The sequence below is a fragment of the Streptomyces viridochromogenes DSM 40736 genome (assembly GCF_000158955.1).
GTDB lineage: Bacteria > Actinomycetota > Actinomycetes > Streptomycetales > Streptomycetaceae > Streptomyces > Streptomyces venetus.
This window is the reverse complement of sequence record NZ_GG657757.1, coordinates 7,630,977-7,654,244: the sequence shown is the minus strand read 5'-3', so window position 1 is coordinate 7,654,244 and position 23,268 is coordinate 7,630,977. Positions and strand designations below refer to the sequence as shown.

The 23,268-nt window shown below is 72.1% G+C and carries 23 protein-coding genes and 1 riboswitch; of the genes, 3 read left to right on the top strand and 20 right to left on the bottom strand.

What is annotated here, in order from left to right:
• Positions 1 to 7 precede the first annotated feature (7 nt).
• The 12 genes from SSQG_RS33495 to SSQG_RS33440 form a co-directional block, all read right to left on the bottom strand.
• A complete protein-coding gene (locus SSQG_RS33495) occupies positions 8 to 367 on the bottom strand; it encodes an MmcQ/YjbR family DNA-binding protein (RefSeq protein ID WP_039934182.1) in 360 nt (119 codons plus the stop codon).
• Between the two features lie 30 nt (positions 368 to 397).
• On the bottom strand, positions 398 to 931 hold the full coding sequence (locus SSQG_RS33490; RefSeq protein WP_003994410.1) for a GNAT family N-acetyltransferase: 534 nt from the start codon (positions 929 to 931) through the stop codon (positions 398 to 400).
• The gene (locus SSQG_RS33485) at positions 928 to 1,503 is read right to left on the bottom strand and encodes a helix-turn-helix domain-containing protein (RefSeq protein ID WP_003994409.1); all 576 of its coding nucleotides are present in this window, start codon (positions 1,501 to 1,503) and stop codon (positions 928 to 930) included. The genes SSQG_RS33490 and SSQG_RS33485 overlap by 4 nt, the downstream gene beginning before the upstream one ends.
• 46 nt (positions 1,504 to 1,549) lie before the next feature.
• Positions 1,550 to 2,467 carry a LysR family transcriptional regulator gene (locus tag SSQG_RS33480; protein ID WP_003994408.1) on the bottom strand — a complete coding sequence of 306 codons (918 nt, stop codon included), beginning with the start codon at positions 2,465 to 2,467 and terminating at the stop codon, positions 1,550 to 1,552.
• Positions 2,468 to 2,498: 31 nt separating this feature from the next.
• Positions 2,499 to 3,692, bottom strand: coding sequence for a glycine C-acetyltransferase (locus SSQG_RS33475; RefSeq protein ID WP_003994407.1), 1,194 nt, complete (start codon positions 3,690 to 3,692; stop codon positions 2,499 to 2,501).
• A 34-nt stretch (positions 3,693 to 3,726) separates the two neighbouring features.
• Positions 3,727 to 4,755, bottom strand: coding sequence for an L-threonine 3-dehydrogenase (gene tdh / locus SSQG_RS33470; RefSeq protein WP_003994406.1), 1,029 nt, complete (start codon positions 4,753 to 4,755; stop codon positions 3,727 to 3,729).
• A gap of 181 nt (positions 4,756 to 4,936) precedes the next feature.
• Positions 4,937 to 5,509, bottom strand: a complete 573-nt coding sequence (locus SSQG_RS33465) for a GAF domain-containing protein (protein WP_003994405.1) — start codon at positions 5,507 to 5,509, stop codon at positions 4,937 to 4,939.
• A 61-nt stretch (positions 5,510 to 5,570) separates the two neighbouring features.
• A complete protein-coding gene (locus SSQG_RS33460) occupies positions 5,571 to 6,200 on the bottom strand; it encodes a GTP-binding protein (protein WP_039934181.1) in 630 nt (209 codons plus the stop codon).
• Positions 6,178 to 6,549, bottom strand: a complete 372-nt coding sequence (locus SSQG_RS33455) for a DUF742 domain-containing protein (protein WP_003994403.1) — start codon at positions 6,547 to 6,549, stop codon at positions 6,178 to 6,180. Before SSQG_RS33455 ends, SSQG_RS33460 begins: the two co-directional genes overlap by 23 nt.
• Before the next feature lie 2 nt (positions 6,550 to 6,551).
• Positions 6,552 to 6,986, bottom strand: a complete 435-nt coding sequence (locus tag SSQG_RS33450; protein WP_003994402.1) for a roadblock/LC7 domain-containing protein — start codon at positions 6,984 to 6,986, stop codon at positions 6,552 to 6,554.
• Between the two features lie 68 nt (positions 6,987 to 7,054).
• Positions 7,055 to 9,094: a sensor histidine kinase gene (locus SSQG_RS33445; RefSeq protein WP_003994401.1), complete on the bottom strand. Its 2,040-nt coding sequence runs from the start codon at positions 9,092 to 9,094 to the stop codon at positions 7,055 to 7,057.
• A gap of 434 nt (positions 9,095 to 9,528) precedes the next feature.
• Positions 9,529 to 10,794, bottom strand: coding sequence for an MBL fold metallo-hydrolase (locus SSQG_RS33440; protein WP_003994400.1), 1,266 nt, complete (start codon positions 10,792 to 10,794; stop codon positions 9,529 to 9,531).
• Between the two features lie 125 nt (positions 10,795 to 10,919).
• Between SSQG_RS33440 and SSQG_RS33435 the strand changes: the two genes are divergently transcribed.
• Both SSQG_RS33435 and SSQG_RS33430 read left to right on the top strand, forming a co-directional pair.
• Positions 10,920 to 12,098, top strand: a complete 1,179-nt coding sequence (locus tag SSQG_RS33435; RefSeq protein ID WP_003994399.1) for a glutamate dehydrogenase — start codon at positions 10,920 to 10,922, stop codon at positions 12,096 to 12,098.
• A gap of 73 nt (positions 12,099 to 12,171) precedes the next feature.
• A complete protein-coding gene (locus SSQG_RS33430; protein ID WP_003994398.1) occupies positions 12,172 to 12,786 on the top strand; it encodes a TetR/AcrR family transcriptional regulator in 615 nt (204 codons plus the stop codon).
• 6 nt (positions 12,787 to 12,792) lie between these two features.
• Here the strand turns inward: SSQG_RS33430 and SSQG_RS33425 are convergent, their stop codons facing one another.
• The 4 genes from SSQG_RS33425 to SSQG_RS33410 form a co-directional block, all read right to left on the bottom strand.
• Complete coding sequence (locus tag SSQG_RS33425) at positions 12,793 to 13,578, bottom strand: SGNH/GDSL hydrolase family protein (protein WP_003994397.1); 786 nt, start codon at positions 13,576 to 13,578, stop codon at positions 12,793 to 12,795.
• A gap of 145 nt (positions 13,579 to 13,723) precedes the next feature.
• On the bottom strand, positions 13,724 to 14,437 hold the full coding sequence (locus SSQG_RS33420) for a DUF6250 domain-containing protein (RefSeq protein ID WP_003994396.1): 714 nt from the start codon (positions 14,435 to 14,437) through the stop codon (positions 13,724 to 13,726).
• Between the two features lie 170 nt (positions 14,438 to 14,607).
• Positions 14,608 to 15,516 carry a M23 family metallopeptidase gene (locus SSQG_RS33415; RefSeq protein WP_003994395.1) on the bottom strand — a complete coding sequence of 303 codons (909 nt, stop codon included), beginning with the start codon at positions 15,514 to 15,516 and terminating at the stop codon, positions 14,608 to 14,610.
• A 4-nt stretch (positions 15,517 to 15,520) separates the two neighbouring features.
• Positions 15,521 to 15,681, bottom strand: a riboswitch (cyclic di-AMP (ydaO/yuaA leader).
• Positions 15,682 to 15,990: 309 nt separating this feature from the next.
• Entirely contained in the window at positions 15,991 to 18,060 is a 2,070-nt protein-coding gene (locus SSQG_RS33410) for an alpha-galactosidase (RefSeq protein WP_039934178.1), read from the bottom strand.
• Positions 18,061 to 18,240: 180 nt separating this feature from the next.
• Here SSQG_RS33410 and SSQG_RS33405 point away from each other — a divergent pair, with 180 nt between their 5' ends.
• Complete coding sequence (locus SSQG_RS33405) at positions 18,241 to 19,038, top strand: tyrosine-protein phosphatase (protein WP_039934177.1); 798 nt, start codon at positions 18,241 to 18,243, stop codon at positions 19,036 to 19,038.
• Positions 19,039 to 19,048: 10 nt separating this feature from the next.
• Here SSQG_RS33405 and SSQG_RS33400 read toward each other — a convergent pair whose 3' ends face one another.
• The 4 genes from SSQG_RS33400 to dxs form a co-directional block, all read right to left on the bottom strand.
• Entirely contained in the window at positions 19,049 to 19,168 is a 120-nt protein-coding gene (locus SSQG_RS33400) for a DUF6126 family protein (RefSeq protein ID WP_039934176.1), read from the bottom strand.
• Positions 19,165 to 19,854: a helix-turn-helix domain-containing protein gene (locus SSQG_RS33395; RefSeq protein WP_003994392.1), complete on the bottom strand. Its 690-nt coding sequence runs from the start codon at positions 19,852 to 19,854 to the stop codon at positions 19,165 to 19,167. The genes SSQG_RS33400 and SSQG_RS33395 overlap by 4 nt, the downstream gene beginning before the upstream one ends.
• An 87-nt stretch (positions 19,855 to 19,941) precedes the next feature.
• Positions 19,942 to 21,357: an aspartate aminotransferase family protein gene (locus SSQG_RS33390; protein ID WP_003994391.1), complete on the bottom strand. Its 1,416-nt coding sequence runs from the start codon at positions 21,355 to 21,357 to the stop codon at positions 19,942 to 19,944.
• Positions 21,354 to 23,249, bottom strand: coding sequence for a 1-deoxy-D-xylulose-5-phosphate synthase (dxs, locus tag SSQG_RS33385; protein ID WP_003994390.1), 1,896 nt, complete (start codon positions 23,247 to 23,249; stop codon positions 21,354 to 21,356). The genes SSQG_RS33390 and dxs overlap by 4 nt, the downstream gene beginning before the upstream one ends.
• Between the last annotated feature and the right edge of the window lie 19 nt (positions 23,250 to 23,268).

Below are 23,268 nucleotides of genomic sequence, written 5' to 3'. Positions count from 1 at the left end.
TGGGCCGTCACTCCGTCGCCGGGAGGCCCAGCCGGGGGTGTGCTTCCAGGAGCCGGGTCGGGGCCGCCTGGCGCCAGGAGTCGGCGAGGATGTCCCGCAGCTCGCCCTCGCCCTCCAGCGCGTCGAGCCGGGCCCGCACCCAGGCGAACTGCGCCTCGTGGGAAGCGATCCAGAACTTCCCCGGCTCGGCGAGCACCAGCTCGTCCCGCTCGACCTTGGGGCAGCGCACGGCGATGGACGTCTCGTTCTCCGGCAGCGTGGCGAACATCTTTCCCGCGACCCGGAACGTGGGCATGCTCCAGGCGATCTTCTCCGTGGTGTCCGGCAGGGACAGGGCGATACGGCGTACGTCTTCGGCATCCGGCATGGCAGGCACGTTAGCCGCTGCCACTGACACTCACCTGGTGAGAGCGCCTGCCGGTACCTGCTTGTAGTAGATCGTCGTCGGCCGCAGCTCCCCGCCGGGGCTCGCCGCGTAGTCGGGGATCGCGCCGATCGCGGTCCAGCCGGCGGACCGGTAGAGGTGCTCGGCGGGGCTGCCGGTCTCGGTGTCGAGGTGCAGGAGGGTGATGTCGGCGGCCGCCGCCGCGTCCTCCGCGACGCCCAGGAGCCTGCGTCCGAGGCCTCGGCCGCGGGTGTCCCGGTGCACCATGAGCTTGACGAGTTCGGCGCGGTGACGGCTGTTGGCCTTGCCGGGGAAGGCCAGGCTCACGGTGCCGAGCACCCGGTCCCCGTCGTACGCCGCCCACAGGGCGAGCCGGCCCGTGGCCACGTCCGCGGCCCGCTCTTCCCACCAGCTGCGCGCCTCCGCGCGGTCGAGGGGCGCGAGGAAACCGACCGAGGCGCCGGCGTTGACGGTATCGGCCAGCAGGTCCGCCAACGGGCCCGCGTTCGCGGCCAGTCGGGCTGCGTCGAGCCGGTCGACGATCACGGCCGCACCACCGCCAGCAGATACCGGACGCCGTCGGGGGCGGCGCACCGGAACCGGGTCGGCCCCCACACCCGCATCCGCAGGCAGTCGCCGGTGCCGAGACGGTGTTCGGTGTCCTGGGCGGTCACCAGGAGAGCTCCTTCCAGGATCCAGATGTGCTGTTCGAGACCGGCCACGGGCGGACGGTCGTAGGCGATGTCGGCGCCGGCGGTCAGCCGTCCCTCGACGAGTTCGCCGCGCAGGGCGGGGTGCGGCGGTGACACGGACCGCCGCACGAAGCCGGAGGTCCGGTCCTGCCACACGGGCTGGTCCGGGGCGCGCATCACGGGTGCCGGTTCGGCCTCGACCTCGCTGAGCAACTGGGACATGGTCCGTCCGTAGACGGCGCACAGGCGGTTCAGGAGCGCGGCCGTGGGGCTGGTCTCCGCGCGTTCGGCCCGGGACAGGGTGGACCGGCTCACTCCGCTGCGTTCGGCCAACTCGCCCAGGGACCAGCCGTGTTCGGCCCGCAGCTCGGCCAGGCGGGCGCCGAGCCGGGTGTCGACGGCGTCCAGGTCGTCATCCGTTCTCATATCCGGGACGCTATCCCGGATATGAGACGCCGCTGTTTCGGAGTCCTCACACCGGCAGGGGCTGCGCCTGGGCCGACGCGCCGAGCGCGTCCAGCACGGGGCGGATCAGGGGGTGCTCCTCGGCTCCCCTGCGTACGGCGGCGAAGACCCTTCGGGTGGGAGCCGTGCCGTCGACGGGGCGGACGAGCACCCCGGTGAGGTCCATGCCGCGCAGCGCCGAGCGCGGCACCAGGGCGACGCCGGCGTCGGCCGAGGCGAGGGCGACGACCGCGCGGAAGTCGTCCGAGGAGTGCTCCATACGGGGCTGGAAGCCGGCGTTCTCGCAGGCCAGGACCACCACGTCATGGCAGGGGTTGCCGGGGTACGGGCCGATCCACGGGTCCTTGGCCAGCTCGGCGAGCGGGATCTCCGCCGCATCGGCCAGCCGGTGGGTGACCGGGACGACCGCGTCGAAGGGTTCCGCGTAGAGCGGTACGTGGGTCAGTCGCGGATCGTCGGCGGGCGGGGCGCCCCGGTACTCGACGGCGACGGCGACGTCGAGCTGCCGGTCCAGCACCATCGGCAGGCTCGCGTCGCCCTCGGCGTCCTGGACGCGGATGCGGATCCCGGGCGCCGACTCGGCGAGCCGGGCCACCGCGGGCGCGACGACCAAGGCGATACCGGTGGCGAAGGAGGCGACCGTGACGGTGCCGGCCGCGCCCGAGCTGTACGCGGCCAGTTCGGCCTCGGCCCGCTCCAGCTGGGCGAGGACGGCGTTGGTGTGGCCGAGCAGGATCTCTCCGGCGGCCGTGAGCCGTACGCCCTTGGCGCCGCGCTCGACGAGCCGGTGGCCGGTCTCCTGCTCCAGCGCGGCGAGCTGCTGGGACACGGCCGACGGGGTCAGATACAGCGCGGCGGCAGCCGCCGTCACCGTACGGTGGTCCGCCACCGCACGGAGGATGTGGAGCCGCCGCGCTTCGATCATGCGATCGATTCTCTCAGGTTCCCGGCGTCGCTCAGCCGGCCAGCTCCGCCCGTGCCGCCACGAAGGCGTCGACCGCGCGGTGGACGTCCTGCGCCGAGTGCGCGGCCGACAGCTGGACGCGGATCCGGGCCTGCCCCTGCGGTACGACCGGGTACGAGAAGCCGATCACGTACACACCGCGCTCCAGCAGCAGCTCCGCCATGCGTCCGGCGACCGACGCGTCGCCGATCATCACCGGGGCGATGGGGTGGTCGCCGGGGAGGATGTCGAAGCCCTCCTCGGTCATCCGGCTCCGGAAGAGGTCCGTGTTCTCGGCGAGCCGGACGCGCAGGTCGTCCGCCGACTCCAGCAGGTCGAGGACCTTCAGGGAGGCCGCCGCGATGACCGGGGCGAGGGTGTTCGAGAAGAGGTAGGGCCGGGAGCGCTGGCGCAGCAGGGCGACGATCTCGGCGCGGGCGGCGACGTAGCCGCCGGAGGCACCGCCGAGCGCCTTGCCGAGGGTGCCGGTGATGATGTCGACGCGGTCCATGACGCCGTGCAGCTCGGGCGTGCCGCGGCCGCCGGGGCCGACGAACCCGACGGCGTGCGAGTCGTCGACCATGACCATCGCGTCGTAGCGGTCGGCGAGGTCGCAGATCTCGCGCAGCGGGGCCACGTAGCCGTCCATGGAGAAGACGCCGTCCGTGACGATCAGCCGGCGCCGGGCGTCGGAGGCCTCCTTGAGCCGGGCCTCCAGCTCGGCGAGGTCACGGTTGGCGTAGCGCAGGCGGCGGGCCTTGGAGAGCCGGATGCCGTCGATGATCGACGCGTGGTTGAGCGCGTCGGAGATGACCGCGTCCTCCGGGCCGAGCAGCGTCTCGAAGACGCCGCCGTTGGCGTCGAAGCAGGAGGAGTACAGGATCGTGTCCTCCTGGCCGAGGAACGCCGACAGCCGCGCCTCCAGTTCCTTGTGCACCTCCTGGGTGCCGCAGATGAAGCGGACGGACGCCATGCCGTAGCCCCAGCGGTCCAGGGCCTCGTGGGCGGCGGCGACGACCTCGGGGTGGTCGGCGAGGCCGAGGTAGTTGTTGGCGCAGAAGTTGAGGACCTCACCCGGCCGCCCGCCCGCGGTGACGTTCACCGTGGCGGACTGCGGGGTGCCGATCACGCGCTCGGGCTTGTGCAGACCGGCGGCGCGGATCTCGTCGAGGGCGGCGCGCAGGTCGTCGCGCACGGAGTCGAACACAGGGGGCTCCTGAGGTGTTTGCGGGACAGGGGAGTTACGCGGTCCAGTCGAGGATGACCTTGCCGCCGCGGCCGCTCGCCGCGTCGGCGAACGCCGCCTCGAAGTCGCGGTGGCCGTACCGGCCGGTGATCACGGGTGCGAGGTCGAGGCCGCCTTCCAGCAGCACGGACATCGCGTACCAGGTCTCGAACATCTCGCGGCCGTAGATGCCCTTGACGGTGATCATCGAGGTGACGATCCGGGCCCAGTCGACGGGGAACTCCCCTGCGGGCAGGCCGAGCATCGCGATCCGGCCGCCGTGCGTCATGTTGGCGATCATGTCGCGCATCGCCTCGGGGCGGCCGGACATCTCCAGGCCGATGTCGAAGCCCTCGCGCAGTCCGAGGGCGCGCTGTCCGTCGGCGACGGTGGCTCCGGAGACGTCGAGCGCGAGGCTCACACCGATCTTGCGGGCCAGTTCCAGCCGCTCCTCGCTGACGTCGGTGATCATGACGTGGCGGGCGCCGGCGTGCTTGGCCACGGCGGCGGCCATCAGGCCGATGGGGCCCGCGCCGGTGATGAGGACGTCCTCGCCGACGAGCGGGAACGACAGCGCGGTGTGCACGGCGTTGCCGAACGGATCGAAGATGGCGGCCACGTCGAGGTCGACGGGCACCCGGTGCACCCAGACGTTGCCGGCGGGCAGGGCCACGTACTCGGCGAAGGCCCCGTCCCGGCCGACACCCAGCCCGACGGTGGCCCGGCACAGGTGACGGCGGCCGGCCAGACAGTTCCGGCACTTGCCGCACACCAGGTGGCCCTCGCCGCCCACCCGGTCGCCGACGGCGATGTCGGTGACGTCGCGTCCGGTCTCGACGACCTCGCCGACGAACTCGTGCCCGACCACGAGCGGGGTGCGGATCGCCTGCCGCGCCCAGCCGTCCCAGGCCCTGATGTGCAGGTCGGTGCCGCAGATCCCGGTGCGCAGCACCTTGATCAGTACGTCGCCGGGCCCGATCTCGGGCTCGGGGACGTCCGTGAGCCACAGTCCGGGCTCCGCCTTCTGCTTGACCAGCGCCTTCACCGCTACGGCTCCTGGGGGTGAGTCCCGGCTCCGGGCATGCCGAAGAAACCCCTGGGCCGGGAGAGGAGTGGGATCGCCTGCAATCTGCCGTACGGCGGCCGCACCGGTCCATCGAGGATTTCTTAAGCGCCGCCTCAGCTCTGCTTCACGCCCGCACGGGCGCGCCGCGCAGAGCCGGCGGTCAGTAGGGCAGCCGGCCGTCCCGGCCCTGGAGTTCCAGGGCGAGCTGTGCGGCGTGTTCCTTGATGGTGGTCAGGCCCGGCCGCCCCCACGGCCGTGGGGCGACGTCGGCGACGCTGACCGTGCCCAGCACGAGACCCGTGCCGTCGATGAGCGGTGCCCCGAGATAGGAGTGGACGCCGAACTCGTCGACCACCGGATTGCCCGCGAACCGCGGGTAGTCGCGGACGTCCTCCAGGGCCAGGGCCTTGCGTCGCGCCACCACGTGGGGGCAGAACCCGTGATCGCGGGGCAGGGCGCGGCCCACCCGGGGGCTGGTGCCGTCGCCGCGCACGACCGGCACGACGTCCGGGACGTACAGGCCCGCGTAGAACTGCCCCTGCGCGTGCGGGAAGTTGACCATGGCGTACGGCGCACCGGTGAGTTCGGCGAGGCGGTGCGCGAAGGCGTCGAGTGCGGGTTCGGGGTGCTCCCCCAGGCCCAGCTCGCGCAGGCGGCGAACGCGGGCGGGTGCCTCCTTGTCCTCGGGTGTGAGCAGCAGACGACCGGCCGGGCGGGGCGGGTCGTAGCTCATGGGCGTGCTCCTGGGGTGTGGGCATGTGTCATATACGGGCTCCCTGGAGGGTGTTGGGGTGTCACGTGTGGGCGCCATACCCCGTCGCAGGGGCCGGCGTGTGGGCGATGAGATGGCGTACGAGGGTCAGCAGGGTCTGGACCCCGGAGCTGGAGATCCGGGCGTCGCAGCACACGACGGGGATCTCCTCGGTCAGGTCGAGGGCGCCGCGCACCTCCTCGGGGTCGTAGCGGTAGGCGCCGTCGAACTCGTTGACGGCGACGACGAAGCCGAGGCCGCGCTGCTCGAAGAAGTCGACGGCCGCGAAACACTCCTGGAGCCGGCGGGTGTCGGCGAGGATGACCGCCCCGAGCGCGCCTTCGCACAGCTCGTCCCACATGAACCAGAACCGTTCCTGACCGGGGGTGCCGAACAGGTACAGCACGTGCTCGGGGTCGAGCGTGATGCGGCCGAAGTCCATGGCCACGGTCGTCTCGACCTTGTTCTCGATGCCGTCGAGGTTGTCGGTCGCGGCGCTGACGGTGGTGAGGAGTTCCTCCGTGCTGAGCGGCGCGATCTCGCTGACCGCGCCGACGAAGGTCGTCTTGCCGACGCCGAACCCGCCCGCGACCAGGATCTTCAGTGCGGTGGGGAACGGGTCGGCGCCACGGCCGGGTCCGTCGGTGTAGTCAGAGCTGTCGTCGTAGTCCATCGAGCACTGCCTCCAGAAGGGCCCGGTCCGTCGGGTTGTGGTGGAACGCGGGGGGCTTGGTGGTCAGCGCCCCGCAGTCGACGAGGTCCGCCAGCAGCACCTTGGTGACGGCCACCGGCAGTTTCAGATGGGCGGCGACCTCGGCGACCGGGACGGGCGCGCGGCACAGGTCGAGCGCCTGCGTGTGCTCGGGGCCGAGATAGCCGAGAGGGGTCGCCCCGGTGACCATCAACTGCGACATCAGGTCGAGCGCGACGGTCGGACGGGTGCGGCCGTCGCTGACCGTGAACGGGCGCACCAGCCGCCCGGCCGCGTCGTCGAGCCAGGGGCCGTCGCCGGCCGCCGCCACGTTCAAGGCCTCATCGCAGGGGATCCGGTGGACTGCTGGCGGGGAGCGGTCACCAGATACGGGCGGACGCTCTTGACCAGCATCGCCATCTCGTAGCCGAGCACCGCCGCGTCGGCCTCGCGGCCGGCGAGCACGGCCAGGCAGGTGCCGGAGCCCGCGGTGGTGACGAACAGCAGCGTCGAGTCGAGTTCGACGACGACCTGCCGTACGTCGCCGCCGTCGCCGAAGCGGACACCGGCGCTGCGGCCGAGGGAGTAGAGGCCGGAGGCCAGGGCGGCCATGTGGTCGGCGCTGTCCGGGTCGAGGCCGTGCACGGACTTGACCAGCCCGTCGCAGGACAGCAGCACGGCGGCGGTCGTGTGCGGTACGCGCTGCACGAGGCCGCTCATCAGCCAGTCGAGATCGGATACCTGGGCGGTCGGCGCATCGCTCGCCATGGTGGATCGACTCCTTGGGGTACGAAGGTCTGCGGGAGCGCTGGGGGTGGGGGTGGAAACGGGGGTGGTCATCCGGCGGGCGCGCTCCCGTCGTGCCGGATGGTGAGGTGGTCCTGGAGTGACGGCTCTGAGGGGAACGGCTCCGTGCGGGGCGGCTCCGTGTGGGGCGGCTCCGTGTGGGTGGCGCCCCACTCCCCGTTGCCGGTGTTCCCGGCGTTTCCGGCCTGGATGTGCTGCTGGGCCTCGGCGAGGCTGATGCCGCGCTGGAAGGCCGCCATCAGGCCCGGGTCGTGGCCGACGAGGTGGTCGGAGTCCTGGCGGGGCGCCGGGCCGTCGCGCAGCTGGGGCACGATGTGTTCCTGGGCGCGGCGGCGGGGCAGTCGCGGCCTGTCCATGGTGCCGCGCACGGTGCCGCCCCCCGCGGTGGGGAGCTCGGTCACGTTCTCGGCGAGAGCGTGCCGGTCGTCGGGCCTGATGCCGGGCCTCGCCTCGGCCGGGTTGGGACGTTCCCGGCGGGTTCCGCGCACGGGCAGGGGCGCGGGCCGACCGCTCGACGTGTTTGCGCTCCGGGCCGGCTGGAACTCCTGCTGGGGGCCCGGGGGTGTGGCGTGTGCGGCAGGCGGGACCGACGACGGCGCGTCGGAGGCGGTCACCGGCACCGATCCCGACGCCGAGGTCGAGGCCGATTCCGGTGCTGGTGCCGGGGCCGGTGCCGGTGCCGGTGGGAGTCCGGGCACGGACGCCGCGCGGAACTCCGGAACGATGTGCCCGTCCGGCCCGCCCTGTCCGGCAGGCCCGGACCGCTGCCCGTGCTGCCGTGCCGGCACGGCCGGACCATCCGTACCCGTCGCCACGCCCTCCGGCCGGCCCGCTCCGGCCCCGGGCGCCTTCGCGTCGGTCCCCAGCAGCGCCTGCGGCACGACGAGCACCGCCTGCACTCCGCCGTAGATGTTGCTCTGGAGGCGGACGGTGATGCCGTGCCGCCGGGCCAGCTGTGAGACGACGAACAACCCGATGCGGCCGTCCGCGAGGAGCCGCGCCACGTTCACCTGGTCGGGATCGGTGAGCAGGGCGTTCATCCGCGTCTGCTCCTCCAGGGGCATGCCGAGCCCCCGGTCCTCGACCTCGACGGCGAGCCCCGAGGTGACGAGGCCCGCGCGCAGCAGCACCTGGGTGTGCGGTGCGGAGAACACCGTTGCGTTCTCGACGAGTTCGGCCAGCAGGTGGATGACGTCGGCGACGGCGTGTCCACGCAGGGTGCCTTCGATCGGCGGCACCAGCTTGACCCGCGAGTACTGCTCGACCTCGGCGATGGCCGAGCGCAGCACCTCGGTCATGGGGACCGGGTTGCTCCACTGGCGGCGGGAGGCCGCCCCGCCGAGCACGGCGAGGTTCTCGGCGTGGCGGCGGATACGAGTGGCGAGGTGGTCGACGTGGAAGAGCCCCTTGAGCAGCTCGGGGTCCTCCATCTCGTTCTCGAGCTCGTCGAGAATGGAGATCTCGCGATGCACGAGCGACTGCAGGCGCCGGGCCAGATTGACGAACACGTCGAGCTTCTGTTCGCTGCCGGCCTGGCTGGAGAGCTGCGAGGCCTGGACGACGGCGGTGACGGCGCCGTCGTGCGCCCGGGTCAGGTCGGCGGCGAGCAGGTCGAAGTCGTCCGCGTCGTCCGGGGTGCCGCCCCGCGGGCCGTGCGGCACGTGCTGCGGCGGTCCGTCGCCGCGGCGCAGCGTCTCGACCAGGGTGCGCAGGTCGGCCTCGCGCCGCGCGGTGGTGCGGCGCAGTACGCCGACGCGGTCGTGCACGGACCGGGCGGCGCGGTTGGCGGCCACGGCGGCCACGACGATGGCGACCAGGGTCACCGAGACCGCCCCGGCGAGCACGGCCCACAGCGTGGGACCCGGCCGCGTTCCGGTGGACCGGACGGTGAAGAGAACGGCCGCGCAGCCGCTGAGGGCTACGGCGACGGGCGGCAGCACGGCGATCCGCAGCAGCTGGGGCCGTATGTGGGTCTCGGGCAGCGCGGGTGCGGTGCGGGAGGCCGGCCGCCCGTGCCGCCCGCCCTCACGGCGGTCCGCGCGTGCGGCCGGGGCACGGAGGTGAGACATCGGTGTCCTCGTACTGGTCCGTCGGGCCTGGTCGCCAGGAGGGCTTGCGGGGGTACGACCGGGCTCGCGCGGTCGCTTCCGCCCGTCGCCGGCGTCCGTCGTGCGCGGGGAGCGGGGCTCACCCTCGCGTCGACTCCCTCGTCCGCCTTGCGCCTGCACGTGCCGGTCCCCACTCCCTGATCCGCCTGTTTACCGACGGACACTGACAGTAGTCGTCAGCGCATCATGTGCGGTGGGCAGTTGACAAACTCATACGGCAAGCGTCCTGCTCTGGTATGAGGTCTCGCACGACAGACCGATAACCCCCTCCCGGTTCCGGCCGTAACCCAAGCGAGTTCGATCCGAACTGGTCAGAAGTGGTCACAGAGAGACGGCGAGGGCCGGGGAGCCTCTCGCTCCCCGGCCCTCGCCGTCGGTCCTCCGTCCGCCTCCGGTCAGCCCGCGGGGAGCGTCTCCGGGTCTTCGGCGCCCTCCTCCGTCCCGCGCGTGCCGTCACTCACCGTGTCGGCCTGGGCCATGGCTGCCGCGTTCGAGGCGGTCTTGATCGTGGCGTCGGCGAGGACTTTCCCGGCCGGGAAGCCACCCGCCGGGGCGAGCGCCACCCCACGCCACCACGGCTCGGACGGGACGGTCTCGGCCGTGGGTTCGAAAGGCTCGCCGGGGTGGGGCAGGGCGACACGGGCCCCCGCCGCTTCGGCGGCCGCGATCGTCCCGTCGCCGGGTTCCGCCCACGGGTGTGTCGCCAGGTTGAAGGTGGCCCAGTGGATCGGCAGCATCAGGCCGTGCTCCGGTCCGCCCTGGAGATCGAGGTGGGCGCGCATGCCCTCCTCGGGCGTCATGTGGATGTCGGGCCAGAAGTCGGAGTACGCGCCGATCTGGATCATCGTGGCGTCGAACGGACCGTGCTCGGCGCCGATCTCCTTGAAGCCGTCGAAGTACCCGGTGTCGCCGCTGTGGTAGACGCGGTGCTCGTCACCGGCGACGACCCAGGAGGCCCACAGGGTGTGCTGGGTGTTGCGCAGCCCGCGGCCGCAGAAGTGCCGGGCGGGGGTCGCGGTCAGGGTGAGGCCGCCGATCTTGGTCGCCTCGTGCCAGTCCAGTTCACGCAGCCGGCTCTCGGCCACGCCCCAGTGCTCCAGGTGCGCCCCGACGCCGAGCGGCACGGCGAACACCGTGTCCGTGCCGGCCAGGGCCTTGATGGTGGGCATGTCCAGGTGGTCGTAGTGGTCGTGCGAGATGACCACGACGTCGACCGGGCCGAGCGCGGCCAGCGGCAGGGGAACCGGGTGCAGCCGCTTGGGGCCGGCGAAGGGGAACGGGGAGCAACGCTCGCCCCACACCGGGTCGAACAGGACCCGGGTGCCGTCGATCTCCGCGAGCACGCTGGAGTGCCCCATCCAGGTCAGCCGCAGCCCCGAGGCCGGGGGCCGGGCGATGTCGGCGAGCGTGGTGGCGTGCACCGGCACCGTGCCCTTCGGGCTGCGCCGGGGCCGGGTCTCCTTGTCGAAGAAGACCTTCGCGAAGTCCAGGGTCGAGCCCGAGGGGCGGGTGCGCGCGGGGCCGCCGGGGTTCTGGAAGACCCCGTCCTTGAAGTGGGGCGATCTGCGGATGCGCGCCATGCGCTCACCGCGCGGGTCCGCGCCGAACGCCCCGGGCCGCAGCGCACGGAGCCCGGAGCTCTGGGAACGGAAACCGGCCACGGTACCTCCAGGTGGAGTCGGTCTGGCTTTCCATTATGGTCGGCCCCTCCGACAACGCCGCGACACAGGTGTCCCGCCGACGGCCATACTGACCGCTGATTCAGTAACCCGGCGAAGGAGCCCGTATGGCCGCCCCCCTGCTGTCCCTCACCTGGACCGACCACCTCACCGGCCACCAGGGCTTTCTCGTCGTCGACCGGCTGGTGCGCGGCGTCGCCAGCGGCGGACTGCGGATGCGGGCCGGCTGCACCCTGGAGGAGGTCACCGGGCTGGCCCGCGGCATGACCATGAAGGAAGCCCTGCACTACGACCCCGACAGCCGCTACGTCCCGCTCGGCGGCGCCAAGGGCGGCATCGACTGCGACCCGCGGGACCCCGAGGCCTACCCGCTGCTGGTGCGCTACCTGCGTGCCATGCGGCCGTACGTCGAGAGCCTCTGGACGACCGGCGAGGACCTCGGCCTCACCCAGGACCTGGTGGACCGGGCCGCGGCCGAGGCGGGGCTGGTCTCCTCCGTCCAGGCCGTGTATCCGCTGCTGGACGACGAGGCGGAGGCACGGCGGCGACTCGCGGACGCGTTCGCGATCGAGGTGGACGGCATCGGGCTGGACGAGCTGGCGGGTGGCTGCGGTGTCGCCGAGGCGGCCCTCACGGCCCTGGACCGGGCCGGTGTGCCGTACGCGGGGACGCGGGTCGCCCTCCAGGGACTGGGCACCATGGGCGGAGCCACCGCACGCTTCCTCACCCGCGCGGGCCTCACGGTCGTGGCCGTCGCCGACGTCAAGGGCACGATCGCCAACCCGGCGGGCCTCGACGTCGAGGCGCTGCTCGCCGCACGGGACGCGTACGGGACCGTGGACCGCTCCGCGCTGCGGTCCGGCGACCGCGAGCTGCCGGGCGAGGCCTGGCTTTCGGCCGACACGGACGTCCTGGTGCCGGCGGCCGTCTCGTACGCGATCGACGCCGGCAACCAGGATCGGATCACCGCCCGCTGGGTGGTCGAGGCGGCCAACATGCCCGTACGGCCGGAGGCGGAGCTGCTGCTGGCCGCACGCGGGGTGACCGTGCTGCCGGACGTCGTCGTCAACTCCGGGACGAACGCCTGGTGGTGGTGGACGCTGTTCGGGGACGTCGGCGCCGACGCGGAGGAGGCGTTCGCGCACGTGCGCCGCTCGATGCGGGCCCTGGTGGAGCGGATGCTGGCCCGCGCGCAGGCCGACGGGACGACTCCGCGGGCCGCCGCCCACGCGATCGCCGCGGACCGGCTGCCGGAGCTGGCGGACCGGTTCGGCTGGTACCGCTGAGGCGCCGCGGGCCTTGCCGGACCGGCCGAAACACCCCGTCGAGGGGGTACGGGCGCGTGTGTAGGGTGACGGCGTGACGAGAGTCCGGTTGAGCGTGGCGGAGCGGCGTGGGGAACTGCTGCGGGCCGCCGTCGAGCAGATCGAGGCCCGGGGCGTGGCGGCGGTGCGGATCGCCGATGTGGCGTCGGCGCTCGGGGTGAGCAACGCGCTGGTGCTCTATCACTTCTCGACGAAGGAGCGGTTGGTCGCCGCCGCGTTCCGGCACGCGGCGGAGGGCGACCTCGCGCATCTGCGCAAGCTGCTCGGCCGCCGTACACCGGCGCTGCGCCGGCTGCGGTCGGCCGTGCGGTGGTACGCCCCCACGGGCCAGGCCAAGGGCTGGCGGCTGTGGATCGAGGGCTGGGCGGCGGCCCTGCGCGAGCCCGCGCTGCGGGAGGTCACCCAGGACCTCGACCGGCAGTGGAAGGCGGCCATCACCGAGGTCATCGCGGAGGGCGTGGCCGCGGGCGAGTTCCACTGCCCCGACCCGCACGGCACGGCCCTCCGCCTGACCGCGCTCCTCGACGGCCTGGCCGTGCAGCTGACCTCCTACGCGGACGCGGTGCCGCGGGCGCGAGCGCAGGAGTGGGTCGAGGAGCTCCTGACGCGCGAACTGGGGCTGCGGCCGGCCCGCTCGACCGGGCCGTAGGGCCCGTCACGCCACCGAAGCGATCCGCACCCTGATGTCGTCCGGCGACAGCGCGCCCTTGGCCGTCACGTGGTCCCCCGACGACTCCCCGCGCAGCCGCCGCCCGATCCACGGCACCAGGAACTCCCGTGCCCAGTGGACGTCGTCGCGCCGGATGTCGAGCGTGCCGCGCGGCGGCAGCGGGGGCCACTCCTGCTCGGGGTCGGCCGGTACGTCGACGCCGAGCGCCTGCCCCGCGCGCAGTGCCACCCGCGTGTGCCCCTCCGGGGACAGGTGCAGCCGGTCGGAGTCCCAGGCCCTGCGGTCCTGAACGCTGCGCAGGGACCACAGGTCGAGCACCGGGCAGCCGTACCGGTCGGCGATGGCCCGGACATGCCCGTTGTACGTGGCGATCTTGCCGCGCAGATGCTTGAGCACGGGCACGCCCCGGGTGTCGAACCCGGTCGTCACCATGACCGTGCCCGCCACCGCGGCGAGTCGTGCCACCGCCCGCTCGAAACGCTCGGCCACCTCGTCCGGATCGGTGCCGGGCCGGATGATGTCGTTGCCGCCGGCGCAGAACGAGACGAGATCCGGGGCCATGTCGACGGCCCGCGGGACCTGCTCCGCCACGATCTGGTCGAGGAGCCTTCCGCGCACGGCGAGGTTGGTGTACTGGAAGTCGCCTTCGGGCCGGCGGTCGGCGAGCAGGACGGCGAACCGGTCGGCCCAGCCGACGAACGCCCCGTCGGGGCCGGGATCACCGACGCCCTCGGTGAAGCTGTCCCCCACCGCCACGTACGACCCGATCACTGCTCTGCTGTCACTCTTCGAATCGTCTGCCACAGCAGCTCATGATTCACCCTCGAATGTGACCTACGCGACCGTAGGAAGAGGTTGACGGGCGGTGACATAAGCCACTCCTCAAGTGTTCACCAACTCCGGAACAGACCGCCTGTCAGGGGTGTTGGAGTGGCGACCAGACCCGGAAGCCCGTGATGCGGAAGTGGCTCCACACGGTCCGGAAGGCGAAGTGCCCGCCGGTGTACGGCTGCGGGTCGCGGTAGTCGAACACGAGCCGCCCGTTGTTCCACCATCGGACCGTCGAGCCGTCGGAGACGATCCGGACCCGGTTCGGCTCGCCCGGCACGAGCAGCGGCTCGGTGTAGTCGTGGATCAGGGGACGGACGCCGGCCTGACCGACGTAACGCCGCAGCCGGGTCGTGGTGTTGTAGTTGGCGCCGTACCCCGCGTAGTACGCCGTCAGGTGGTCGTACTCGTCGAGCGCCCCGCCGCGCGGCGTCGCGAAGAGGTCGTCCGGGGAGCGGACGTCGGTCGCGTTCCAGAAGTTGTTGAGGTCCGAGACCCGGTCGTTGACCCCGCCCTCGGAGACGGGTGTGGCGGTGTATTCGAGGACGTACGGGCCTTGGAGCCGTTGCTTGAACCACACGGTGGCCCCGCCGGGCACGTCGATCTCCAGCACGCCGCGGGAGGCGGTGACGGTGCCCCCGGCCTGGAGTTCGGTCACCCACTGGGCGAGGCCGTGGCAGAAGTCGTCGTGGGCGATGAGGCGGCGGTGCCGGGGTGCGGCGTGCGCGTTCCCGGTCGGGGCGAGGGCCGCCAGCGCGGCTCCGGCCGCCAGGGCTCCGAACGTTCTGCGGGTGGTCGGCACGGGACACAGCTCCTTCAGAAAGCGCTTGCACTCACGACGGGATCACTGTGGCCCAACTGCCGCCCCCTGTCGATCCCTTGAGGCGATCGCCACCGCGCGCACGCCGAAGGCCGGACCCGGGGATCGGGGTCCGGCCTTCGCGGGAGTGTCAGGCAGGTGGGTGCGGTCGGTCAGCCGACGGAGACGCCGTGCGAGCGCAGGTAGGCGACCGGGTCCACGTCCGAGCCGTAGTCCGGCGTGGTGCGGATCTCGAAGTGCAGGTGCGGTCCGGTGACGTTGCCGGTGGCGCCGGACAGGCCGACCTGCTGCCCGGCCGTCACGGTCTGGCCGGCCGAGACGGAGAGCTGGGACAGGTGGGCGTACTGCGCGTACTTGCCGTCCTCCAGCTGGATGACGACCTGGTTGCCGTACGCGCCGCCCCAGCCGGCGGAGACGACCGTGCCCGCGCCGACGGCCTTGAGGGAGGTGCCCGTCGGGACGACGAAGTCGACACCGGTGTGGTAGCCGCTGGACCACATGCTGCCCGACATGTGGTACGGAGTGCCGATGGTGGCCCCGTCCACCGGGAGGGTGAAGCCGCCGGCGCCGGTCTCGGCGGCCGGCTTGGCCGCGGCGGGCTTCGCGGCGGTGTCGGCCTTGGGGGACGACTCGGCGGCGGAGTTCTCGGCCGACGCCTTCGGCACGGACGGCTTCGCCTCGGGCGCGCTCGCCGCCTTCTCGCCGAGGGAGAGCTTCAGGCCCGGGTGGATCAGCGCCGGGTCGTCGCCGACGGCGTCGCGGTTGTCCGCGTAGAGCTTCTTCCAGCCTCCGCTGACGTGCTGGTCGTCGGCGATCTTCGCGAGCCAGTCACCGGCCTTCACGGTGTACGTGTGGGCACCCGTGGCCTTTTCGGCGGTCTTCTTCTCGGCGGCCGGAGCGGACTGGACGGCCTTTTCCGGGGCCGACTGCGGGGTGGCGGCGTGGGCGCCGGCGGCCCCCATGAGGGGAAGGGCGAGGGCGGCGCCGCCGGTTCCGGCGACGGCTATGGAGCGGGTGAAACGCTGGGTCTTCGGACGGCGGTGCTTACCCTTCGCGGGCATGGCGAATTCCTCTCCGGCGCCTGCGAGGTGAGCTGTCGGGTTCGGGCTGGAGATGCCCGGCCGCGCCGAGGCGCGGCTTAACCCCAAGCCGTTCCGGGAACCGGAACAGGCGTCGTACCTGTGGGTCCCCCGCTCCTGCCGTTCACGGGTCAGTGTGTGCGGGCTCCGGGCGGCGGCAGGATTGGGCGTCCGTCCGGATTGGTGTGGAACGTAAGCGACCAAGACGCAATGGGACAAGCTTGCGGTTGCACATGACGGCGTTTTTCTTGACGCGTCGGCACATTTCCCGTCACCGAGCGTGGATTACCGATCTCCCACTTTCCTCAAAGGCCCTGAATATCGCCAGAATTACGTGAACATGGCAACAACACATCGTCACGAATATGACGATGCCCACACACCTGAACCCCATCTCCTTTACTTTTGGGGCACGTTATACCGAAGCAGCCGAAGTTCCCTATTCGGACAGAACGACTACTTCCGCTTAAGCCGGACGATCGTGGCGTCCAGGTCCCCGCGCAGACCGACCCGCAGCCCGTGGTGGAGCAGTACGGCCCCTCGATGAACTTCGCCCGTTTTGAGGCATTCGTACGTCGCCGACGGGTCGAGGCCCCGCAGCCTGAGCGCCGGCACGGGCTCGCCGTAGCGCTGCGCCTGGAGCCAGGCGAGGACGACGGTCTCGTCGCCGAGGACGTACTGCACCGAACTCAGGCCGCCTTCGGGCGCGCGCAGCCGGTAGAGGTCGCCGCGCTGCACCACGGGCCGGATCTCCTTGTAGAGCTCCACCCAGTCCCGCGCCTCCGCGAGCTCCCCCTCGGTCCACTTCGTGAGGTCGCCGCCGACCCCGAGCACACCGGCCATGGCGCTGACGAACCGGAACCGCAGGGAGCTGGCGCGATGGTTGAGCATGGCGTTCGGGCTGTCGGTGACCCAGGCGGCCATGACCCGGGCCGGGTGGATCTGGCTGAAGCCGTGCTGGATGGCGAGCCGGTCGAGCGGGTCGGTGTTGTCGGAGGTCCACACCTGGTCCGTGCGGCTCAGCACACCCAGGTCGATCCGGCCGCCGCCGCCCGAGCAGGACTCGAAAGCCACCCCCGGATGGGCGGCCCGCAGCCGGTCCAGCAGGGCGTACAGGGCACGGACGTGGTCGACCCACAGCCGCTGCGGGTAGGGGTCCTCCGGCCAGCCGGCGTCGGAGAAGCAGCGGTTGAAGTCCCACTTCACGTAGTCGATCGGGGCGCTGGAGAGCAGCCCGTCGAGCTGCTCCCAGAGGTACTCCTGGACGTCCTCGCGGGCGAGGTTCAATACGAGCTGATTGCGGAATTCCGTCCGCTTTCGTCCCGGCTGGTACTGCACCCAGTCCGGATGGGCGCGGTACAGGTCGCTGTCCGGGTTGACCATCTCCGGCTCGACCCAGATCCCGAACTGCATGCCGAGGCCGTGCACATGGTCGGCGAGCGGCCCCAGCCCGCCGGGGAAGCGGTCGGGGTTCGGCGTCCAGTCACCGAGCCCGGCCCGGTCGCTCGTACGCGTCCCGAACCAGCCGTCGTCGACCACGAACAGCTCGACGCCCATGGCGGCGGCTCGCTCGGCGAGCGCCCGCTGCTGCTCCTCGGAGATGTCGAACTCGGTGGCCTCCCAGGAGTTGAACAGCACCGGCCGGTCCTGGTCCGCGTCCGGGACGACATGGGTCCGCTGGTAGGCGTGCCAGGCGCGGCTGGCCCCGCCGAAGCCGCCGTCGCTCCAGAGCCCGGCGAAGACGGGGGTGGTGTACGACTCCCCCGTGCCCAGCGTCAGCAGGCCCGAGTCGTCGTACCCGGCCCCGCCGGTGATCTGCACGCGCGCGTCCGGGAGTTGGGCCACGGCGATCCGCCAGGACCCGGACCACCCCAGGGCGCATCCGTAGACCTCGCCGCGCTCCTCGGTCGCGTCGGTGTCGAGCGCGACCCACGGCAGGTGCTGGTGGGAGGTGTGGCCGCGGCGGCTGCCGATGACCTTCTCGCCATGGGTGAGGAGGGAGCGCTCCAAGCGGGACTCGGCGCCCCAGCGGCCGTGCAGCTGGGACAGCCGCCAGCTGTCGCGGTCGGGCAGGGTCCAGGTGGCGGAGTCGGCGCGCAGCACCTCGACGGCCGGGCCGTGGTTCTCCAGGGTCACCCGGCGCTCGATCACGTCGTCGCGCATCCGGTAGTGCAGCGTGACGGCCAGGTCGCCGTCGCGGAAACGGAGCCTCAGCTCGCCGGCCTCGGTGTCATGTCCCTGGTAGGCCCACTCCGTGCCGCGCCGCTCGCCGGTACGCAGGGACAGGGCGGGGCGGACGAAGCGGGGGCCGCCCTCGACCGGGTAGTCCTCGCGTCCGTCGAGCGGCGACTCGAAGGGCCAGTAGTCCGGCAGTGGGCGGACCGCGAGGGCCTCGGCGTCGGCGAGGCCGATCCGCGGGCCCCAGTGCAGGTGCAGCAGCTCGTCCCGGTCGGTGACGTGGACGGCGTAGCTGCTGGCCGGCCCCGAGAGGACCCAGGTACGACCGTCTTCGGAGATGTCCAGCATCAAGGCCTCACAGATTCGAACAAGCCCGACCAGGTGCGAGCAGGCCCCAACATCATCGAGTGCTTCGGGGGCTCCGGGCAACGCCTGTGGACAACTGATTGCCCCTGGCAGCCATGTCGTATCGTCGAGTGGTGCCCGTCGATGAGCCGCGTCGGCGGGCGCTGAATGGGAGGAGCCCCCGTGACACAGCAGGTCCCGTCGACCGAACCCGAGCTGGCCGGAGTGCGCAACTTCCGTGATGTGGGCGGGCTGCCGACCTCGGACGGACGCCGGGTGCGGCAGGGGGTGCTGTTCCGCAGCGGCCACCTCGCCCACGCGACCGGGGAGGACGCCGCCTTCCTGACCGGTCTGGGCCTGCACACGATCTTCGACTTCCGCAACGCGGCCGATCAGAAGCTCGAAGGGCCGGACGTCGAGCTGCCGGGCGTGCGCAACGTGAACCTGCCGCTGAGCGACCCGGCCGACGGCGCGGAGTTCTGGAAGATGGTCCGCGACGGCGACCTGGACCAGCTGCGTGAGATCCTCTCGGACGGCAAGGGCGCGGGCCGCATGATCGCCTCCTACCGCACGATCATCAAGCACCGCACCGCCGAACACTCCCAGGTGCTGCGCGCGCTCGCCGAGGACAGCGTCCCCGCGCTGATGCACTGCGCGGCGGGCAAGGACCGCGCGGGCCTGTCCATCGCGGTGACGCTGCTCGCCCTGGGCGTCGAGCGCGAGGCGATCGTCGACGACTACCTGAAGTCGAACGCCAAGCACCGCCGCTACAAGGTGCACCGCAGCAGCTCCGCCGCCTCGGCCTACTCCCCCGAGGTCATGGAGCTGCTCAGCCCTCTGTTCGACGCGCGCGCCGAGTACCTGACGGCGGCCTTCGACACCATCGACGAGCACTGGGGCGGTGTCGACGCCTATCTGGAGGAGGGGCTCGGGCTCACTCCGCAGGACCGGAAGCGGCTGCGCGAGCGGCTGCTCGAGTGACCGGGCGCGGTCAGCGGGCCCCCGCCTCGAACAGGAACCACACGAACGCGGCGAAGACGTGCCCCAGTACGAGGTAGATCAGCAACCGCACCCACAGGGCTCGGGGAAACTTCTCCTCCATGTCGCTCATGACAGATCTCCAGGGGTGGGGCCCAGGCACAGTGCGGCCGTGGGGCTCTGCAACAGGGTGTGGACGAAGAGCAGTTCGACGCCGTCGTGGTCCTCGGCGGCGATCCGGTGCGGGGTGAGCGAGTCGAAGTGGGCGCTGTCGCCGGGCGCCAGCCGGTGGGTGGAGTCCCCGAGGCGCAGCCGCAGCCGCCCCCGCAGCACATGGAGCCACTCCTCGCCCGGATGGACGCGCACGATGTCCCCCTGGGAGCCGTAGGGGACGTGGACGCGCAGCGCCTGCATCCCGCGCCCGGAGGCGCCGGCCTGCCAGTATTTCCAGCCGCCCGCCACGGTCGGCTCCATGTCGGCCGCGCGCACCACGGCGTCCCGGTCGACGGCCGTCTCGCCGAGCAGCTCGGAGACGGTCGTACTGTAGACACGGGCGAGGGCGAGCAGCATCGGCAGCGAGGGCTGACGCTGCCCGGTCTCCAGCCGGGAGAGATGCGCGGGCGACAGCCCGGCGGCGCGGGCGGCGGCCTCCAGCGTCAGGGAGGCCTGGCGCCGCAGGGCCCGCAGCCGCGGCGCGACGGAGGGCAGGGCATCGGCCGGGCCGGCGGACGGCTCGGTCTCGGTGTGCGGCCCTGAGGAATGCCCGGCCGCGGAGGAATACCCGGCCTCGGAGGAGCGCTCGGGATCGGAGGAGCTCATGCGTCCATTCAGCCGGATCCTTGCCTCATTGGCAAATTTCTTGCCTCGTAGGCAAAAGCCCTGGTTCGGCCGTCGGACGGCGGCACGTCAGCGGTTCGCGACCGCCTGCCTGACCAGCGTCCTGCCGAAGTCCCAGACCAGCCCGCCGTCGTGCGCGTCGTCCATCACAGCGGTGAAGGCGTCGACGAACCGGTCCACCTCCCGTTCGCCGATGATCAGCGGCGGGATCAGCTTGATCACCTCCATGTGGTCGCCCGAGACCTGGGTCAGGATCCGGTGCTTCTGGAGCAGCGGCACGACGACCATCTGCGCGAAGAGTCCCTTGCGCGCGGCCTGGAGCATGGCCCAGCGGCCGCGGAGCTTCAGCGACTTCGGCCGACCGAACTCGATGCCGATCATCAGGCCCCGGCCGCGCACGTCGGCGAGCATCTCGTACTTGTCCGTCAGCGCCGCGAGCCGCGATCTGAGCAGTTCCCCGGTGCTGCGGACGCCCGCGACGATCTGCTCGTCCTCCAGCACCGACAGCACCGCGAGGCCCGCCGCCATGGCCTGCGCGTTGGATCCGAAGCTCGCCGAGTGGACCAGCACCCGGTCCATCGACGAGTAGACCTTCTTGAAGATCCAGTCCTTGCCGAGCGTGGCGCCCACGGGCACGTAGCCGCCGGAGAGCGCCTTGGCCACGCACACCAGGTCGGGTTCCACGCCCTCCTCGTGCTGGTAGCCGTAGAAGTCGCCGGTCCGGCCGAGGCCCGTCTGCACCTCGTCGGCGATGAGCAGCGCCTTGTGCCGGTGCAGCAGCTCCTGGGCCGCCCGCAGATAGCCGGGCGGGGGCGCCAGCACACCCTTGCCCTGGATCGGCTCCACGATCAGGGCGGCGACGTCGCCCTTCCTCACCTCCCGCTCCAGCGCGTCGAGGTCGCCGAGCGGTACGGCCGTGTCGGGCAGCAGCGGGGCGAAGCCGTCACGGAAGCCGGACTCGCCGTTGACGGAGAGGGAGCCGGTGGTCAGGCCGTGGAAGGCGTGCGCGCAGTACAGGACCCTGGGCCGGCCGGTGACGAACCGGGCGAACTTCAGCGCACCCTCGACCGCCTCCGTGCCGCTGTTGCCGAAGAACACCCGGTCCAGGTGCGGACTGTGCGCGAGCAGCTTCTCCGCCAGCAGGCCGGGCAGCGGCTGGCAGTCGAACCGGGTGAGGTCGGCGAGCTCGGCGTCGAGGACGTCGTGCAGTGCCTTGCGCACGACGGGGTGGTGGCGGCCGAGCCCCATCACCCCGAACCCGGCGAGCATGTCCAGGTAGTCGTTGCCGTCCGCGTCGTAGAAGTAGGCGCCCTCGGCGCGCTCGTAGACCTTGTCGAAGCCGATGGTGTGCAGCATGCGAGGGAGCTGGTGGTTGAGGTACCGGGTGTGCAGCTCGTAGCGCTCGGCTCCCCGTTCGGCCAGCAGCTTGCCGAGGTCGAACGCCCCGGCCCGCGACGGCTCCGACGCGGGTTCGGCGGTTGTCATTCCTGTGGCTCCTTGGACAGCTCTTCCTTGACGGTCAGGCTGGCGCTGATCCGTCCGGCGATCTCGACGGGCGTCAGGCCGATGTCGGCGAGCACCTCGCCGCGCTTGGCGTGCGCGAGGAACTGCTCCGGGATCCCGAAGCGCCGTACGGGGACGTCGACGTCGGCGTCCCCGAGGGCCAGCGCGACGGCCGAGCCGACCCCGGCCGCCCGGCTGTTGTCCTCGACGACGGCGACCAGGCGGTGCGCGGCGGCGAGACCCGGGAGCGCCGGGTCCACGGGCTTGACCCAGCGGGGGTCGACGACGGTGCAGCCGATGCCGCGGGCCTCCAGCAGCTCGGCGGCCTGGAGGCAGACGGGCGCCATGACGCCGACGGCCACCAGGAGAACCCCCGGCTGGGAAGAACGGTGCAGCACGTCCAGCCCGCCCACCCGGTCGGCCGCCGGGATCGACGGGCCGACGGACTCCTTGGGGAACCGCAGCAGGGTCGGCGCGTCGTCGACGGCGACCGCCTCGCGCAGCTGCAGGCGCAGCTGGTCGGCGTCGCGGGGCGCGGCGATCCTGAGGCCCGGGACGACCTGGAGGACGGACATGTCCCACATGCCGTTGTGGGAGGCGCCGTCGACGCCGGTGACACCCGCCCGGTCCAGGACGAAGGTCACCCCGCAGCGGTGCAGGGCCACGTCCATCAGGAGCTGGTCGAAGGCGCGGTTGAGGAAGGTGGCGTAGACGGCGACGACGGGGTGCAGGCCGCCCGTCGCCAGGCCCGCCGCACTGACGGCGGCGTGCTGCTCGGCGATGCCGACGTCCCACACCCGGTCCGGGAACCGCTCGGCGAAGGCGCCCAGGCCGACCGGGTGCAGCATGGCGGCGGTGATCGCGACCACGTCGTCCCGTTCCTCGCCGATCCGCACGATCTCCTCGCCGAAGACGGAGGTCCAGGAAGGTCCGCCCGACGGGGAGAGCGGCTCGCAGGTCAGCGGGTCCATCACGCCGACGGTGTGGAAGTGGTCCTCCTCGTGGGCGAGGGCGGGTTCGTAGCCGCGGCCCTTCTCCGTGAGGCAGTGGACGAGGACCGGCCCGTGGAAGCGTTTCGCGCGCCGCAGCGCGGACTCCACGGCCCCGATGTCGTGCCCGTCGATCGGCCCGACGTACTTCAGGCCCAGGTCCTCGAACAGGCCCTGCGGCGCGAACGCGTCCTTGAAGCCCTTCTTCGCTCCGTGCAGCGCCTCGTAGAGGGTGTTGCCGACCAGGGGCGTGCCCTGCAGCACGTCCTTGCCCCAGGCCAGCACCCGCTCGTAGCCGTCGGTCGTGCGCAGCGTCGCGAGGTGGTTGGCGAGGCCGCCGATGGTCGGGGCGTAGGAGCGTTCGTTGTCGTTGACGACGATGATCAGCGGGCGGTTCCTGGCCGCCGCGATGTTGTTCAGCGCCTCCCAGGCCATGCCGCCGGTCAGGGCGCCGTCGCCGATCACCGCGACGACATGGCCCTTCTCCCCCTGCACCTGACGAGCCTTGGCGAGCCCGTCGGCCCAGCCGAGCGCCGTGGAGGCGTGGCTGTTCTCGATGACGTCGTGCTCGGACTCCTCACGCGAGGGATAGCCGGACAGACCGTTCTTGCCGCGCAGCTTGGAGAAGTCCTGGCGTCCGGTGAGCAGTTTGTGGACGTAGCTCTGGTGGCCGGTGTCCCACAGGATGCGGTCGACCGGTGACTCGAAGACCCGGTGCAGGGCGACGGTCAGCTCGACCACGCCCAGGTTGGGTCCCAGGTGCCCGCCGGTCCTTGCTACCGCGTGCACCAGGAACTCCCTGATCTCGTCGGACAGTTCCCCCAGTTCCGCCTCGGACAGCGCCTTCAGGTCGCGTGGTCCCCGGATGCTCTCCAGAATCGTCACGCTCGGGCCCCCTTCGAAT